The 15,522-nt window shown below is 61.5% G+C and carries 13 protein-coding genes and 1 tRNA gene; all 14 read right to left on the minus strand.

What is annotated here, in order from left to right; genetic code table 11:
- Positions 1 to 38 precede the first annotated feature (38 nt).
- Positions 39 to 1,064: a threonine aldolase family protein gene (locus I2D41_RS07920; RefSeq protein ID WP_195364153.1), complete on the minus strand. Its 1,026-nt coding sequence runs from the start codon at positions 1,062 to 1,064 to the stop codon at positions 39 to 41.
- A gap of 45 nt (positions 1,065 to 1,109) precedes the next feature.
- Positions 1,110 to 1,973, minus strand: a complete 864-nt coding sequence (locus I2D41_RS07925) for a phosphatase PAP2 family protein (RefSeq protein ID WP_195364154.1) — start codon at positions 1,971 to 1,973, stop codon at positions 1,110 to 1,112.
- Positions 1,974 to 2,029: 56 nt separating this feature from the next.
- On the minus strand, positions 2,030 to 5,662 hold the full coding sequence (gene mfd / locus I2D41_RS07930; protein ID WP_195364155.1) for a transcription-repair coupling factor: 3,633 nt from the start codon (positions 5,660 to 5,662) through the stop codon (positions 2,030 to 2,032).
- A 121-nt stretch (positions 5,663 to 5,783) separates the two neighbouring features.
- Positions 5,784 to 6,449: an endonuclease III gene (gene nth, locus I2D41_RS07935; RefSeq protein WP_195364156.1), complete on the minus strand. Its 666-nt coding sequence runs from the start codon at positions 6,447 to 6,449 to the stop codon at positions 5,784 to 5,786.
- 63 nt (positions 6,450 to 6,512) lie between these two features.
- On the minus strand, positions 6,513 to 8,315 hold the full coding sequence (locus I2D41_RS07940) for an ABC transporter ATP-binding protein (protein WP_195364157.1): 1,803 nt from the start codon (positions 8,313 to 8,315) through the stop codon (positions 6,513 to 6,515).
- Between the two features lie 127 nt (positions 8,316 to 8,442).
- Positions 8,443 to 9,798 carry a DNA recombination protein RmuC gene (locus I2D41_RS07945; protein WP_195364158.1) on the minus strand — a complete coding sequence of 452 codons (1,356 nt, stop codon included), beginning with the start codon at positions 9,796 to 9,798 and terminating at the stop codon, positions 8,443 to 8,445.
- 51 nt (positions 9,799 to 9,849) lie between these two features.
- Complete coding sequence (locus tag I2D41_RS07950; protein WP_195364159.1) at positions 9,850 to 10,413, minus strand: transcriptional regulator; 564 nt, start codon at positions 10,411 to 10,413, stop codon at positions 9,850 to 9,852.
- Complete coding sequence (locus I2D41_RS07955; RefSeq protein ID WP_195235013.1) at positions 10,410 to 10,940, minus strand: DUF6036 family nucleotidyltransferase; 531 nt, start codon at positions 10,938 to 10,940, stop codon at positions 10,410 to 10,412. The genes I2D41_RS07950 and I2D41_RS07955 overlap by 4 nt, the downstream gene beginning before the upstream one ends.
- 123 nt (positions 10,941 to 11,063) lie before the next feature.
- Positions 11,064 to 11,498: a hypothetical protein gene (locus I2D41_RS07960; protein WP_195364160.1), complete on the minus strand. Its 435-nt coding sequence runs from the start codon at positions 11,496 to 11,498 to the stop codon at positions 11,064 to 11,066.
- A gap of 433 nt (positions 11,499 to 11,931) precedes the next feature.
- Positions 11,932 to 12,564, minus strand: coding sequence for a hypothetical protein (locus tag I2D41_RS07965; RefSeq protein ID WP_195364161.1), 633 nt, complete (start codon positions 12,562 to 12,564; stop codon positions 11,932 to 11,934).
- A gap of 289 nt (positions 12,565 to 12,853) precedes the next feature.
- Complete coding sequence (rbr, locus tag I2D41_RS07970; protein ID WP_117634424.1) at positions 12,854 to 13,393, minus strand: rubrerythrin; 540 nt, start codon at positions 13,391 to 13,393, stop codon at positions 12,854 to 12,856.
- 114 nt (positions 13,394 to 13,507) lie between these two features.
- The gene (locus tag I2D41_RS07975) at positions 13,508 to 14,413 is read right to left on the minus strand and encodes an HhH-GPD family protein (protein ID WP_195364162.1); all 906 of its coding nucleotides are present in this window, start codon (positions 14,411 to 14,413) and stop codon (positions 13,508 to 13,510) included.
- A 21-nt stretch (positions 14,414 to 14,434) separates the two neighbouring features.
- Positions 14,435 to 14,920, minus strand: a complete 486-nt coding sequence (locus I2D41_RS07980; protein WP_138341664.1) for an RrF2 family transcriptional regulator — start codon at positions 14,918 to 14,920, stop codon at positions 14,435 to 14,437.
- 359 nt (positions 14,921 to 15,279) lie between these two features.
- Positions 15,280 to 15,357 (minus strand) — tRNA-Asp (locus I2D41_RS07985).
- Positions 15,358 to 15,522: the final 165 nt, after the last annotated feature.

Raw genomic sequence — 15,522 nt, forward strand, 5'->3', positions numbered from 1 at the left:
AAACCCAGCGCAGGGCGGCCCCTCGTCATTACATCAGGCTACAGGACAGCCGCCAGCGCGTCGATGTCCTCCTGCGTCGTGGCCCAGCTGGTGCAAAAGCGCACTACCGTATGAGTATCGTCGTACTTTTCCCAGTACTCGATCGCCGCATGCTCGCGAATGCGGGCCATATCCTCGTTGGGCAGAATCACGAACTGCTGGTTCGTGGGCGTCTCCAAGAAGAACTGGTAGCCGCGCTCGTGCAGCACACGACGAAGCGCCTGAGCGGTCTCAATCGCCTGGCGACCAATCTCAAAATACAGGCCATCGGTAAAAAGAGCCTCGAACTGCACACCCATCAGGCGGCCCTTGGCGAGCAGTGCGCCATGCTGCTTAATACGCGGAATGGGGTGCGCCGGGGCGTGCATGCCACAGAACACCACAGCCTCGCCGCAGAGCGCACCACACTTGGTGCCGCCGATGTAGAACACGTCACACAGCTGCGCCAGCTCGGGCAGGGTAATGTCGCACTCATCGGCCGCCAGCGCATAGGCTAGGCGAGCACCGTCCACAAACAGCGGAATCTCATGCTTCTGGCACACCGCGTGAATCGCCGCGAGCTCGGCCTTGGAGTACAGCGTGCCGTACTCGGTCGATAGGCTCACGTACACGGCGCCCGGGAACACCGTGTGCTCGTAGCTCTCGTTTTCGTAGAACACCTGAATATAGTTCTCGAGGTCCTCGGCGTGCATCTTGCCCTCGTAGCCGGGGATGGTGAGCACCTTGTGGCCGCCAAACTCGATGGCGCCCGCCTCGTGGCAGGCAACGTGGCCGGTCTCGGCGGCAACGACGCCCTCGTAGGGCGCAAGCAGCATGTCGATCACCGTCGCGTTGGCCTGCGTGCCGCCCACCAGAAAAAACACGTCGGCATCGGGGGCCTGACAGGCCTCGCGGATGAGCTGCTTGGCACGCTCGGTGTGTGCATCGGTACCGTAGCCGGGCTGCGGCTCCATATTGGTGTCGACGAGTGCCTGCAGCACTGCCGGGTGTGCGCCGTGGGAATAGTCGTTGTTAAACGCGAGCATGGCAATCCTCTCTAGCCGGGCACGGGCCCGATGATTTAAACGCCGCTATTGTACGCCGCCCGGATAGGCAATGCGCGCGGCAAGGCACTCAAGTGCCAGCACCAGGGCAAAGCCGCAGCTCACGTCAGTCAAAAAGTGCGCACCGATCACAATGCGGCCAAAGGCGACGAGCGCCGCAACCGCAGCCGCCGTCCAAAAGACCACGCGACGGCGCGACGGCTTTTCCTTAAAGGCCGCCGCGGGAAGCCCGGCGAGCATAAGGCCGATCGCCGCGTGCGCCGTATGTCCGCTCGCAAACGACTTGAAGCCGTCCTTGATCACGCCGGCCGCAATATAGCTCCACTTGTCGGGGTTGCCAATCACCCACCACGGCTGAAAATTGAGCCCCGGCGTGACCTCGATCACGCGCATGCGCGGGCGCGACCACAGCGGCTTGACAACCACGTTGAGGATGATGGCCTGAGCGACCCACACGGCAAGCACCATCAGCGCCCAGCGCGCGAGCTCGTCGGAGTCGGTGTCGCGCGTGAGGCGATAGGCGATGAGGTTGGCCGCGATGACCAATGCAAACGTCAGAACCAGCTGAAACGCAATAAGCTTGCCGCCGACGCGCAGCGATCCGATAATCTCGTAGCCGACCAGGCCTACGTTGATCAGAACGCCCAGCGCGGCGAGCCACTTGCTCGCCTTGGAATCGGGACGTGCCGAGCGCACGAGCATAATGCCCGCGACGCTCGCCGTCAGCTCGAACGGCAGCTCGCCGGCCGCCTCGACAAAGCGGCCAAACAGGCTAGACGAGTTGAACAGCGCACTCGAGATCTGATAATCGAAGAAACTGCCCACGCCCAGACAAAGACACAGGACAACCGCGATAATGGCGACATCTTTCTTATAGATGTATCCGAACATGCTTTCCTTTCGATGGAGCCAGAGTGCCCGAATGGGGTGTTTGCAGCGTCGACTCGCTAGTCATCATCACTAGCGCCCAGCTGTTGCAGCAGCATGAGCGCCGCGGCCACGGGGCCGGTGCCGTCGTTGGCATCGAGGCCGCGACCCAGGCCGCTGCCCGCACCGGCGCCCGCCTTGTAGGGCACCGACAGCTTGCGGCTCTTGGGGAAGTTCACCGCGCCATAGCGGGTCTTAAGCTCAAAGGCCACCTTCTTGGGCACGTCTACGCCCAAAAACGTGATGCGACCGCCACTGAGCGTGACGCTCTCGAGCCCCAGGCGCTCGCCGCGAATGCGGATGCGCGCGCGATTGAACAGGTTGAGTCCCGCCAACGGCAGCTCGCCATGCGCGGCCTCGGTCTCTTCCTGCACCTCGTCGATGCTCTCCAGGTCCTCGGCCGCTGCGAGCTTACGGTACACGAGCACGCGCTGGTCCACCGCCGGCAGGTACTCCTCGGACAAGAAGTAGTCGGCCGGCAGGTTAATACCCACGCTCGCCGCCTCCACGCCGGCGTCGTCATCGCCGCGCGCCTCGGCCACGGCCTGGCCCAACATCTGCGTAAACAGGTCAAAGCCCACACTCGACAAGTTGCCGTGCTGCTCGGCGCCCATAAGCGAGCCGGCGCCGCGAATCTCCAGGTCGCGCATGGCGATGCGCATGCCGCTGCCCAGGTCCTGGAACTCGGAAAGTGCGGTCAGGCGCGCCGTGGCCTCCTCGGTGAGTGGCAACTCGCCCGGGAACATAAAGTACGCGTAGGCCTGCGTGGCAGAGCGGCCTACACGGCCCTTGAGCTGGTAGAGCTGCGCCAAGCCCAGACGTTGCGAATCCTCGATGATGAGCGTGTTGGCGGTCGCGTTGTCGATGCCGCTCTCCACGATGGTCGTGGCGATGAGCACGTCGATCTTTTTGGTCGCGAACTCGATCATCACGTCCTCGACCTCGCGCGGGCTCATCTTGCCGTGCGCCACGCCCACGCGCGCCTCGGGCGCGGCCTCGTGCACGCGCGCCACGGCGTCATCGATGGTCTTGACGCGGTTGGACACGTAGTACACCTGACCGCCGCGGCCCACCTCCAAGCGAATCGCCGCGCTCACCACATCGGGGTCGTACTCCCCCACGTGCACGATCACGGGACGACGCCCGGTCGGCGGCGTAGTGATCAGGCTCATGTCGCGAACGCCGCTCGTAGCCATCTGCATGGTTCGCGGAATCGGCGTTGCCGAAAGCGTGAGCACGTCAATCTGCTCGCGCAGGTTCTTGAGCTGTTCCTTGTGCTGCACGCCAAAGCGCTGCTCCTCGTCGATGATCACCAGGCCCAAGTTCTTGGGGTTCACATCGGCCGAAAGCAGACGATGCGTGCCGATGAGCACGTCGATCGTGCCCTCGGCAAACGCCTTGAGCGCGCGCTTTTGCTGCGCCGGTGTGCGGAAGCGGCTGAGCACCTCGACCTCAAGGCCAAACGGGGCAAAGCGCTCAAAGAATGTCTCGTAGTGCTGCTGGGCCAGAATGGTCGTGGGGCAGAGCACCATGACCTGACGACCGGAATCCACGCACTTAAATGCCGCGCGCAGGGCGACCTCGGTTTTGCCAAAGCCCACGTCGCCGCACAGCAGGCGGTCCATGGGCTTGGGAGCCTCCATGTCGGCCTTAATGTCGGCGATGGCCTCCAGCTGGTCGCGCGTCTCGTCGTAAGGGAAGCTCTCCTCCATCTCGATCTGCTCGGGCGTATCGGGCGGGCAGGCGATACCGGCAATCGAAGATCGGCGCGTATACAGGTCGACCAGGTCAAACGCCAGCTTTTTGGCGTTCTTGCGCGCCTTGTTGGTGGCGCGCGTCCAGTCGGCGGTGTTGAGCCTGGTCAGGCGCGGCTTGTCGCCGTCGGGACCAACATAGCGCGTAATGCGGTCGACCTGCTCCAGCGGCACGTAGAGCTTGTCGCCGTCGGCGTATTCCAGCAAAAAGTAGTCGCGCTCCTTGCCGCCCACTTCCTGGCGCGCGATCTCGCTAAAGAGCGCGATGCCGTGGGTGGCGTGCACCACGTAGTCGCCCGGCTTAAAGGGGAAGGTAATCTGCGTAATGTCCACCCTGCGGCGGCCACGCGCGCGGTTGGCGTCCATGCGGGCGTTGAGGTCGGCGATCGAGAACACGGCCAGGTTGGCGTCGGGCACCACCACGCCCTGCGGCAGGGCGGCGTCCACAAAGGTCACGCGTCCGCGCGAGATGGTGGGCACGGCGGCGCCGGCGGCGGCCTGGGCGGCGCCGGCCTCCAGAGAGCGGGCATTGAGCGCGTCGGCCTTGCGCTCACGGATCGAAGCATGGGCCTCCTGGCGTGCGGCGCGATCGGCAGAATCCGCCGCCGCCACGCGCACGCGGTCGCCGATGAGACCCGCGTTTTCGGGCGCGGCGGTCAGCGACTCCTCAAAGGTAATGCCCTCGTCGCCAAAGGTGAGCTCCATCGACTCGCGCGCGCCACGGTCGGGAATGGCAAACACGCAGGCATAGCGCTTGCCCACGACCTCCTGGATGCGCGTCATAAAGCGATTGTCCGAGCCCGCAATGGCCGGCTGCTCAATCTTGAGCTCGGCGGTCACCGCACCGCCGGCGCGGATGAGGCTCACGTAGTTCAGGCGTTGCTGAGCACCAAAGTCGAGCTGCTGGGCGCGCACGTACAGGCCGTCCAGGCGGTCAACCCCCGCTTCGCCGGCACGGGTCTCGATATCCTCGTAGGCGCGCAGGCAATCGTCGAACAGCGAGCGCGGCTCGGACAGCACCACGAGCGCCTTGCCGCTCACATGCGACAGCGGGCTCACAGTCTGGCCGTACATCACTGGCAAAAAGCGGTCGAGCTCGGGCGTGACGATGCGCGCATCCACCATCTCGAGCAGCGCCGCCAGCTTGCTGTCGTCCTGACTGGCGCGATAGAGCGCCACATGCATGTTGTGGACGGCCTCGTCGGTGAGCGCCAACTCGCGACAGGGGAAGATCTCGATGCTGTCCTCGTTGCCGATGGTTTGGCCCGTAGAGCTCACCATGCGGCGGATGCGATCGATCTCGTCGCCGAAGAACTCAATGCGCACGGGCGCCTTTTCCTGCGCGGGGAACACCTCGACGGTATCGCCGTGCACACGGAACAGACCGGGCGCGTCGGCAGCGCCGGCATTGGTGTAGCCCATGCCCACCAGACGCTGCGGCACCTCGTCAAAGGGAATCTCCTCGCCCACTGTAAAGGTCGTGGACTCCCAGTAGCGGCTCTCGACCGGCGGCACGCAGCGCAGCAGCGCGCGGGCCGAGGCGACCATGATGCAGTTGTCGCCGCGCACGATGCGCCCGAGCGCCTCGCAGCGCTGGGCCACCACGGCGTCGTCGGGCGCCTGTTCGCGCCAAGGGTAGTCCTTGCGCTCGGGAAAGCGGCACACGTGCGCCAGGCCCACATAGGCAGCTAGGCTGCGCGCAGCGCGATCGGCAGCGTCCTCGCCGCTCACGATGTAGACCGTGGGGCGCGGACGGCGCGCAAACTGGGCGGCTGCCATAAGTGTGCGGCCCGACTGCGACACGGCAAGCGTCACGTCCTCGCCGGCATCGAGCCCAGCCTCGACGGTCTGCAGCGCCTCGGCAGTGTAGAGCTGCGCGGCTATACGGTGAATGAGCATGCTGTTCCTCCGGCATCGCAACGCCAAAAGCCCGCCGGGGCAAGCTCGGCGGGTCGTTCGTCAAAATTCATTGATTGCCATGGTAGCGCATAGGGCGCGCACGCCGATGCACGCCGCGGCGCTACCCCAAAACGCGCACGCTGGGGCAAAGGTCTGCCAGCGGGCATTCGTCGCATTTGGGCTTGCGGGCATCGCAGATCTCGCGGCCGAAGGTAATCCACTGGTGGTTGACCGACTCCCAATACTCGTGCGGCAAGATCTTGAGCAGGTCCTGCTCGGTCTTGAGCGGTTCCTTGGCGTGCGTCTTGGGGCTCAGCATCAGGCGGTGCGCAATGCGATTGACGTGCGTATCCACCGCAATGCCCTCCACAATGCCGTACCCCACGTTGAGCACAATGTTCGCGGTCTTGCGTCCCACGCCCGGCAGCTTGACGAGCTCCTTCATGTCGGCCGGCACCTCGCCGCCGTAGTCGGCAACGATCATCTGCGCGGCCTCCACGGCGTGCTTGGCCTTGCTCTTATAGAAGCCGAGCGACTTGATCGTATCCGCCACGTCGGCAACACTCGCGCCGGCCATGGCCTCGGGCGTGGGCCACTGGTCAAACAACCGCGGCGTCACCTTGTTGACCTGTGCGTCGGTCGTCTGCGCCGAAAGAAGCACGGCGATCAACAGGCGAAAGGGGTTATCGTGGTCCAAAAAGCACTCGACCGGGCCATAGCGACGGTTGAGGCGCTCGCACACCTCGATGGCGCGCTCGCGTTTGGCGGCATTGGTCTCGCGTGGCATAACGACTCCTCGGCTCGGCAAAAACATTACTTCACGGGAACGATTGTCCCACGCCCGGGGACCTTAAGCCTCCAAGAATGCGCCGGTTTGGCGGCTCCACAGGCTCGCGTACTCGCCGCCCGCCTCGACGAGCTGTGCATGTGTACCGTCCTCGACGATCTCGCCGTCCGCCAGCACCACGATGCGGTCGAGCGCCGCCACGGTGGACAGGCGATGCGCCACCACAATGGAGGTGCGCCCGCGCATCAGGTTTTCGAGCGCCTCCTGCACCAGCGCCTCGGACTCGCTGTCGAGCGCAGAGGTCGCTTCGTCGAGCACCAGAATCGGAGCGTCGGTGAGGATCGCGCGCGCAATGGCCACGCGCTGACGCTGACCGCCCGAGAGCTTAACGCCGCGCTCACCCACCATGGTGTCAAAGCCTTGGGGCAGTCGGTCGATAAACTCCAAGGCATTCGCCAGGCGCGCCGCATCGCGGATCTGCTCGTCGGTGGCGTCGGGGCGGCCGTAGGCGATGTTCTCGCGGATGGAGCGGTGGAACAGCAGCGCCTCCTGCGGCACGTAGGCAACCTGGCGACGCAGGCTCTGCTGCGTGCAGCGCGAGACATCCTGGCCGTCCACGAGCACGCGACCGCCCTGCACGTCGTCCAGACGCAGCAGCAACTTGGTGAGCGTCGTCTTGCCCGATCCCGATTTGCCCACCAGACCCACGCGCTGGCCAGCCGCCACATGGAGCGTCAGGTCGTCGAACACGCTCTCGCCCGCCGCAGCGTCACGGTACGCAAAGCTCAGGTGCTCAAAATCGATCGCGCCCTCGGTCACTTTGAGCTCGGGGGCGTCCGGGTCGTCTGCTACTAGGCGCGGCTCGTCCAGCACGCGCGTCATCTCGGCGGCGTCGCCCAGCGCGCGGTTGATGCGCTGCATCATGGAGCTCACGTAGTTCAGGCGCATGGTGAGGTTGTACGTGTAGGTAAAGATCATGACGAGCGCGCCGGCCGAGATGCCAAACCACGCGTTGCCGCTCGCCACGAACACGCTCACCACGGCCATGGTGATGACGATAAGGCCCGAGGTCGTAAAGTTGCGCTGCATCATGGCGTGCATCGAGACGGTCTCGGCGTCGCGCGCGGCGCGGTCGGCGGCATCGAACAGGTCGCGCTCAAAGTCCTCGCGCCCGCAGGTCTTAACGGCCAAGATGTTCGTGACCGCGTCGGAGAGCACACCCGACAGCTTGTTCTGCGCGGCGGACGTCGCGGCAGAAAGCGGCATGATGCGCTTGTACATGAGCCAGACAAACGCGATGTAGACGACCATGATGCCCACCAAGATCACGGTGAACGTGGGCACGACCGGGGCGAGTGCGGCCACGGTGCAGATGACCGAGGTGATGGTAGGGATGAGCGAATACACCGTTACGTCCACCAGGCCCGTATAGCCGCTCATAAAACGGCTCGTCTGGCTCACAAGCGATCCGCCAAAGCGGCTGGTATGGAATGTCATGGATTGGTTGGAGAGCGTGTCGAAGCACAGGCGCGCCAGGTGATAGTTGCCCGCGATCTCGAGCTTGTAGACGGTGTAGTCCTGCAGCTTGGAAAGAATCTGGCCCACCAGATTAACGAGTACGAGCGCCAGGATGTAGGGGCCGAAGACCTCAAACACCTGATCACCCGCCACGGGACCGGCTTGAACGCGGTCGACAATGAGGGCCATCACATAGGTATTGGCAAACGTCAGCAAAAAGATGTAGCCCGCCGACGAGAACACCGAGAGAAAGACAATCAGCGGCTGCGTGCGCGTGACACCCCAAAAACGCCGGAGTGTACGGCGCACGGTCGAGCGCTTAAGCGGACTGGTGCTTCTCTGAGACATGGACTTCCTTTCGCATCCGGCAGTTCGAACAGCCATTGTTGCACATTGGAGCACGCTTCAGACAAGTGCGATACGAAAAGCGGTGGGGCGCCCGCGTTTGCGCCGGTGCCCCACCGTCTTGTTACAATTAGTCCTCGTCTTCTTGGTCTGTGAGAAGGTCCGCGGGCGTGAGTCCCAAGATCTCATCGGCTTGGTCGGCGTCTTCCAGCGCGTCGATATCCTTGAGTTTGCGCTCCATGACGTTGGTGCGCGTGGTGATAATGCCCTCGACCGTTTTACCCGCGGTCTCGATCTGCTGCTGGGCGCGGCGCAGCGCCTTTTGATAGCGCGGCAGCTCGGCCTTGACGGCGGAGAGCACTCGCAGTACATCGTCGGTGCGTTTTTGCAGCCTAAACGTCTGGTAGCTCATCTGCAGGCTGTTGAGAATGGCCGCCATGGTGCTGGGGCCGGCAACGTTGACGTGATAGTCGCGGCCCAGGGTCTCGATAAGCCCGGAGCGGCTGACGACCTCGGCGTACAGCCCTTCAAACGGCACGAACATGATGCCAAAGTTGGTCGTTGCCGGCACACTCAGGTACTTTTCGCAAATGTCCTTTGCCTCGCGCTTGACCATGGTGTCGAGCGTCTTGCGCGCAGCCGCCACGGTCTCCGCATCGCCCGACTCCTGCGCGTCGAGCAAGTGCTCGTACGCGTCGCCCGGGAATTTGGAGTCGATCGGCAGCAGCACGGGATCGCCCTCGTCCACCGGCAGCTTGACGGCAAACTCAACGCGCTCCGAGGCGCCGGGCTTGGTGGCGACGTTTTCCAGATACTGGTCGGGCGTAAGGATGTCCGCCAGAATTGCACCCAGCTGCACCTCGCCCAAAATGCCACGCGCCTTCACGTTGCCCAGCACGCGCTTAAGGTCGCCCACGCCGGTGGCGATGGACTGCATGTCGCCCAGGCCCTTGTACACGGCCTCGAGCTGGTCGCTCACCTGCTTAAACGATGCCGACAGTCGGTCGTTGAGCGTGCGGGAGAGCTTCTCGTCCACCGTCGCACGCATTTGATCGAGCTGCACGTTGTTGTCTTTGCGGATGGCGCCCAGCTGAGCATCGACCGTTTCGCGCACCTTGTCCAGGCGATGCTCGATACCCTCGCGGTTGGCACCGAGCTGTTGGGCCGTCTCGCGGCGCAGGTCATCCATCCGGTCACCAGCTTGCGAAAACTCACGTGCGATGGTCAGGTAACGTTGCTGCTCCACGGCCGCATCTGTCGTCTGCTGCTGCGCGATGGCATTGGCCGTGCGGCGAGTTTCGGCCAGCGCGACGTTCAGGGCATCGAGCGCGTTGTTGGCCTGCTCGAGTGCTGCCAGCGTTTCCGCGCTACTGTCGCCACGCTCCCGCAACTCGGCACGCAGGCTCTTGAGCTGGAGGGCGCAAGCCACAGCAACCCCCACCGCCACCAAGGCGATCACAACAAGCACAATATCAATAGCAGACATAAACTCCGCCCAACAAACCCAATCGAGCACCAATCAAAACCGCGATCAATCTTACCCCGCCATACGCACCGGGCGCCCGGCCCCTTCTTGGGCGCCCCTCTCCTCCGCATATTCCATAATGCGGCGCGCCGTCTCCCTGCTCACCTTTGAGTCATCACCTGCTAAATATGCGTACACGTTTCCCTTATTCAGATTCAAATCGCGGCAGAGACCGTAGCGCGTTACACCCGATTCCTCTAGCGCTCCCAACGTTCTTTTTCGCATCAGGGCGTTGATTCTTCTGTCCGCCACTGGCTTTTCCTTCACCGCTCTATACGCACGCCAAACGTTGGCATAACGATTTGGGAGCTCACTTTTGGCGCATAGAGACGCCATGCTACCCGCTTGACCGTACAAGGATAAAACGTCTCGGTAATCCCGTTCCATCCACGAGCCCTCGGATAAACCCAGAACGTATTCGGCTTTTCCTTGCGCCAAAGCGAGCAAAAACAGAGGCTCCGCCACGCGCGGCGCATCCGTCGTCGCCTGCTCAACCAATTTTCTAAAACTCAGCGACCGCTGTCCGGATAGCTCTCGGCAATAGCCTTTTAAGAATCCCTCAAAGGTCAGATTCAACCGAGCACCTCCTTTTTGTATTGCCTGTATGCACAGACCATCTCTTGATAACTCCGCTCCGAAGGCGACGACGCCAGCGCCTCTCCCTCGTCGAATATAAGCCGTTCGAGCAACCCCCAATCAAGTCGGTCGACGAATGCCTGACTATGAAGATCGATGATGTCGTTCGGACGACAGGCATAGAGCTTCATTACCGCCAGGTCCTCCAAGGATGGCGTAAAGTACCTGATAAAACGCGCCCCAATATCCAAGGGAATCAAACGATCTTCGTAATTGAACGGCATCTGATTACAATATGCCACCGCCATACCATTCACCTCGGGGTATCGAGCTATGATCTCGCGGAGGCACCTATCTGCCTCAAACACATCAATGTCATGTGTAACCGAACGATTCGTCACATCGTTTAGCATGAAGGCGCTTCCTCCCACCAATACAACGTTCGGCCTGTCGTCTCTTGGACCTATTTCCAGCTCCGCCTCTTCGTCAATGCCCAAAAGAGTCTGTTCTAAATCCTGCTTATACATAACAAATCCTATTATTATTCATCTTCAATAATACTATTAAGTCGCATGACAGGACCCACAGGATGCGAGGATTCTACTCATGGCGATAATCCCTACACCCTAGAAGTCCTAATGTGACAAACGCTAACTCTCCCAGCCGGCGCGGATTGTTGTTATGACATCGCCTAGGCGCTGGCCGAGGGCTGACAGATGTTGGAGCACCTCGTTGGGCGATGCGCCGTTGAGGATGCACGTGAGGGCATACGACGCCAGAAAGATGGCCGCAAGCCCTAACGGGATGAGCACGATCATCGCCAATATGCGCAAGCGCTGGCCCACACGGCGACGACGCGCACGACGCTTGTCGAACGCGAGCTCCTGCGCATATGAATCTTGCTGTACGGAATAGGCCTCTGGCGCCGATTTACACCCGGGCACAGCTGCAGGTACAGCAGCGGGCACGACATTTTGCGCAAAGGGCTGGGCTGCCGCCCCTTGCATTTGCATCTCTATAAGCCGTTGCTGTTGGCGCAACATGCGCTCGGCTTGTTGCTGCGGAGTCTCAAGAAACAGATCCATGCTGGCCTCCAAAATCGGAGCATTCGACGCTTACGACCAGCATCCCGCACCGCCATGACCGCGACAACGCAATCGCCGGCAATAGCCACAAAGTTTCTTCTGCTCAAAAGCTGTCGAAAAGCTCAACAACTCCCCTACCAGCACTTTCTCTGAGCTTTTTTCGCCAACAATCTTTTGGCCTTCCACCCTTACGCCAACTGACCAAAATCTAACCAATAGCTTGACGAAAATTGTGGAGACCGGGACCCCACACAAAAAGTGCCGCCCCAAAGGGGCGGCACACAAACTTATTATCAGCTTTTCTGTAACGAGCATGCGACGACTCAACGCCGGGGCGCAGGGCGGGGAAACCTTTGCCTCGCGCGACCCTGCGAAGCCGTGAGCGAGAGGGGAAGGTTTCCCCGCCCTGCGCCCCGTGGTCGGTGAGAACAGACTACATGCCCGCGAGACCGCGGGCGGCGGTGGCGCACATAAATGCCAAGACGAGAATCACGAGCGACCCGGCGATGTCTGCCAGCACGCCCATTACGCGGCGCTCAAACAGCCAACTCTCAAAGTGCGGGGCAACGTTGCGCCAAACACGCCACAGCAAGATGCCCATACCGATGACGCCGGGAATATTGAGCAACAAAATCTCGGAGCACAAGAGGCCGATCAGGTTGCCGGCGGCAAAGCCCGCATCGCCCTTGCAGTATTTGCGATAAATCATGTACAGCATGTACGCCACAAACGGCTGCAGACACGCCGAGATAAACGTAACCACCATCGAGGGGTCTTGAGAAAAGACATCGGTGAGCTTATCCACACTCGTAGCATCCTTAGAGGCCAGGAACAGACCGATGACCACCACGGGCACCACGCCCAAGATAACCTCGACCATCGTAAACAGCTTGGCGGTCAGGTCCTCACTCGCCGAATTCAAATGGGGCGCCCACTCAGGATGAGCATGCGCGCCGACCTTCTTGTCCTTCTCGGCACGATCGGCCTTTTTGCCCTCGGCAACCCGACGACCAGGATCCCTGCGAGTTCCCGCCGCAGCCACCCGAGCCCGAGACTTCTTACCCATAAAAAACACCCCATCAGGTAGTAGATAAACTAAAAGTCGCTACCCAGTGTACCCCACCCATGAACGGTGCCGTCCCAACCAGTCCCCCTACAAAAACGTGCCGCCCCAAAAGGGGCGGCACACAAACTTCTTATCAGCTTTTCTGTAGTGAGCACGCGACGACCCGAAGCCGGAGCGCAGGGCGGGAGGCCGGACTACCTTCCCTCAACGCGACCCTGCGGAGCCGTGAGCGGGGAGGGAAGGTAGTCCGGCCTCCCGCCCTGCGCTCCGCAGCAGCCAGCGCCACGCGCTAGTAGTTCACCACCTGCTCCTCAAAGTACGCCTTCGGGTGGTTACAAACCGGGCACACCTCGGGCGCCTCGGCACCAACATGCAGGTGCCCGCAGTTCAGGCACTTCCACACCTTCACGCCCTCGCGCTCAAACACCTCGCCCGACTCAATGCGCTCGACAAGCTTGTTGTAGCGCTCCTCGTGGGCCTTCTCGACGGCGGCGACGCCACGGAACTTCTCAGCGATCTCGGCAAAACCCTCCTCCTCGGCGGTCTTGGCGAACTCGTCGTACATCGTGGTCCACTCGTAGTTCTCGCCCGCAGCGGCATCACGCAGATTGTCCAGGGTATCGGGGACGGCGCCGTCGTGCAGATACTTAAACCACAGCTTGGCGTGCTCGGACTCGTTGCCCGCCGTCTCGGCAAAAATATTCGAGATCTGAACGTAGCCGTCCTTTTTGGCCTTGGATGCATAGTAGCGATACTTGGTGTGTGCCTGGGACTCACCGGCAAAAGCGGTCTCGAGGTTCTTCTTGGTTTGGGAATTCTCAAAATCCATAGGTGTACTTCCCTTCAACGCATGCCGCCCGTAGGCTTCGAGCGGCCTCGTCTTTAGGATGCCCTCAAGCCGCGAATTTAAACCTTACAATCCCGTTCTTCAGATTTGAGCGGGTTACACACTCAACCAACGATCGTCCTCGGCTCGGCAAAAGCCCTCGCGCTCCAGGTCAGCTAGAATGCCCGCGATCAAGTCGCACTCGACCGGCCCGCGACCGGCTGCCGCTTCCATCTCGTTAACGCCCACCACGGCATCAACAAGCGTAATCCCCGCCGGCTGGCCATCGCGCGCTGCCAGCAACATACGCACGATATGCGCGCGCTTTTGGCGACGCGAGCCCTCAAACTTTGATTGACGGCTATAGCCCGCCGAGCGCCTGGACGGATTGGGCAACGTCTTTTTTAGATATGCGCCGTAATCTAGCAACGCGTAATACCACGCGCGCGGCGTGTCGGCATCATCGAGCGGCACGGCAAAGGGAGCGATCTCGTCGGTCGCTGCACCGGGAGCCGCCGGACAGGCGGCTTGGATCAGCGGCACCAGCTCGCGATCGGGAACAGCCGGTACATCGGGAAAGAAGTGATGCAGAAAGACTGTGCGCACATTGGTCTCCAGATACACGCCCGGAAGATCAAACGCAAACGACCGGATACCCTGCGCCGTTGCCGGGCCAATACCAGGCAGAGCGACCAAGTCACGCGTCTCACGCGGAAACTCCCCGTCCCAGTCTTCTACAACGCGCTGAGCGGCCCCATGAAGCGCCAGAGCGCGTCGGTTGTAGCCCATGCCCTGCCAAGCGTCCAAAACATCGGAAGGCGCGGCCTGGGCAAGCGCCTGCACAGTCGGAAAACGATCGAGCCACACCGGCATGCGCGCCTCCACACGCGGCACCTGCGTTTGCTGCAGCATGACCTCAGAAAGCCAAATGATGTACGGATCGCGTGTGCGGCGCCACGGAAGGTCGCGATAACGCAGGACCCCTTCCGAACGAATCATCGAACGAAAGGGGTCCTGAATCATGGCTATGCTCCTTATGCGGCGCTATTCCTCCCGGTAAGCGCACGCGCAGGTGGCGTACTCGGGAAACGCTTCGCGGTCGGCGAACTTGGGATCGACGGCCGGGAACTGGCGGTGAGCGACGATGTCGCCGAGCGAAACGGAATCGAGGTAGTCGCGCATCAACGCCTGGGCTCCGGCCCACAGGGGATGATAGCAGCACGCGCCCATGCGCGCACAGTCACCATCGGGCGCGGTACAATCGTTCATAACCATAGGACCCTGAACGGCCTCGACGACCTGGCGGATAGTGACGTCGTCCGGACTGACCTTGAGACGCATGCCACCGTGGACGCCACGCAGACTCTCCACAATACCGGCCTGGACCAAACCGTGCTGAATCGAGCGGGCAAACGAATACGGGACATTGACCTCTTCGGCAGCGGTGCGAACAGAAAGCAAACGTTCCGGATCCTCGGCAAGCATCGCCAGCATGCGAAGGGCGTAATCAGTCTTCCTCGATATGTCCATTTTTCCCCTTTCAAGGAATACGAACAGCTCGAACGAGCTCCGGGGCCGAGCTTGTGTCGAGACGCTAAATGACCGCCAGGACATCCAAATGGTAAATCGGATATCCACTGAGTGCCGCGCTTGGAGCGAAATGCATCAGATGCGGCGCACAGTGCAATTTAGTATAACCTAACCCCCTGTCTCGTAGAACAGGTGTTGCGCAACAAAGCTGTTGTTCAGACAGATATACTTATTAGATTTTACTTGCGTTCCCGAAGGCGCGGGGATTCTGGGCGAAGATGCACCAGGGCGATCGTTCTATCGAAACAAAGTGCATCAAACGCAAAAAGCCACGTCCGAAGACGTGGCTTTAATTGCGTTGGCGGGAAGTACGGGGCTCGAACCCGCGACCTCCGACGTGACAGGCCGGCGCTCTAACCAAACTGAGCTAACTCCCCAGGCAGACGTTCGCGTTTGTTTCCGCTCGCGTGCGCTGCGGGAATTAGTATACACAGAAGTCTGTCCGGCGCGCAACAACTTTTTTGAAAAATTTTTTGGGGCCATCCGGCCTTGATTATCGACTTCATCCGAACACCTCCCACATTCATCCGTACATGTACGGA

Origin of the sequence: Collinsella aerofaciens, from assembly GCF_015552075.1 — a bacterium.
Classification (GTDB): Bacteria; Actinomycetota; Coriobacteriia; order Coriobacteriales; family Coriobacteriaceae; genus Collinsella; species Collinsella aerofaciens_Y.

Bases quoted from the DNA above. Each gene is read 5' to 3' on its own strand.
- I2D41_RS07980 (WP_138341664.1), bottom strand. From the start codon at position 14,920: ATGGACATATCGAGGAAGACTGATTACGCCCTTCGCATGCTGGCGATG.
- rbr (WP_117634424.1), bottom strand. From the start codon at position 13,393: ATGGATTTTGAGAATTCCCAAACCAAGAAGAACCTCGAGACCGCTTTT.
- I2D41_RS07955 (WP_195235013.1), bottom strand. From the start codon at position 10,940: ATGTATAAGCAGGATTTAGAACAGACTCTTTTGGGCATTGACGAAGAG.
- mfd (WP_195364155.1), bottom strand. From the start codon at position 5,662: ATGCTCATTCACCGTATAGCCGCGCAGCTCTACACTGCCGAGGCGCTG.
- I2D41_RS07975 (WP_195364162.1), bottom strand. From the start codon at position 14,413: ATGATTCAGGACCCCTTTCGTTCGATGATTCGTTCGGAAGGGGTCCTG.
- I2D41_RS07940 (WP_195364157.1), bottom strand. From the start codon at position 8,315: ATGTCTCAGAGAAGCACCAGTCCGCTTAAGCGCTCGACCGTGCGCCGT.
- nth (WP_195364156.1), bottom strand. From the start codon at position 6,449: ATGCCACGCGAGACCAATGCCGCCAAACGCGAGCGCGCCATCGAGGTG.
- I2D41_RS07965 (WP_195364161.1), bottom strand. From the start codon at position 12,564: ATGGGTAAGAAGTCTCGGGCTCGGGTGGCTGCGGCGGGAACTCGCAGG.
- I2D41_RS07920 (WP_195364153.1), bottom strand. From the start codon at position 1,064: ATGCTCGCGTTTAACAACGACTATTCCCACGGCGCACACCCGGCAGTG.
- I2D41_RS07925 (WP_195364154.1), bottom strand. From the start codon at position 1,973: ATGTTCGGATACATCTATAAGAAAGATGTCGCCATTATCGCGGTTGTC.
- I2D41_RS07960 (WP_195364160.1), bottom strand. From the start codon at position 11,498: ATGGATCTGTTTCTTGAGACTCCGCAGCAACAAGCCGAGCGCATGTTG.
- I2D41_RS07945 (WP_195364158.1), bottom strand. From the start codon at position 9,798: ATGTCTGCTATTGATATTGTGCTTGTTGTGATCGCCTTGGTGGCGGTG.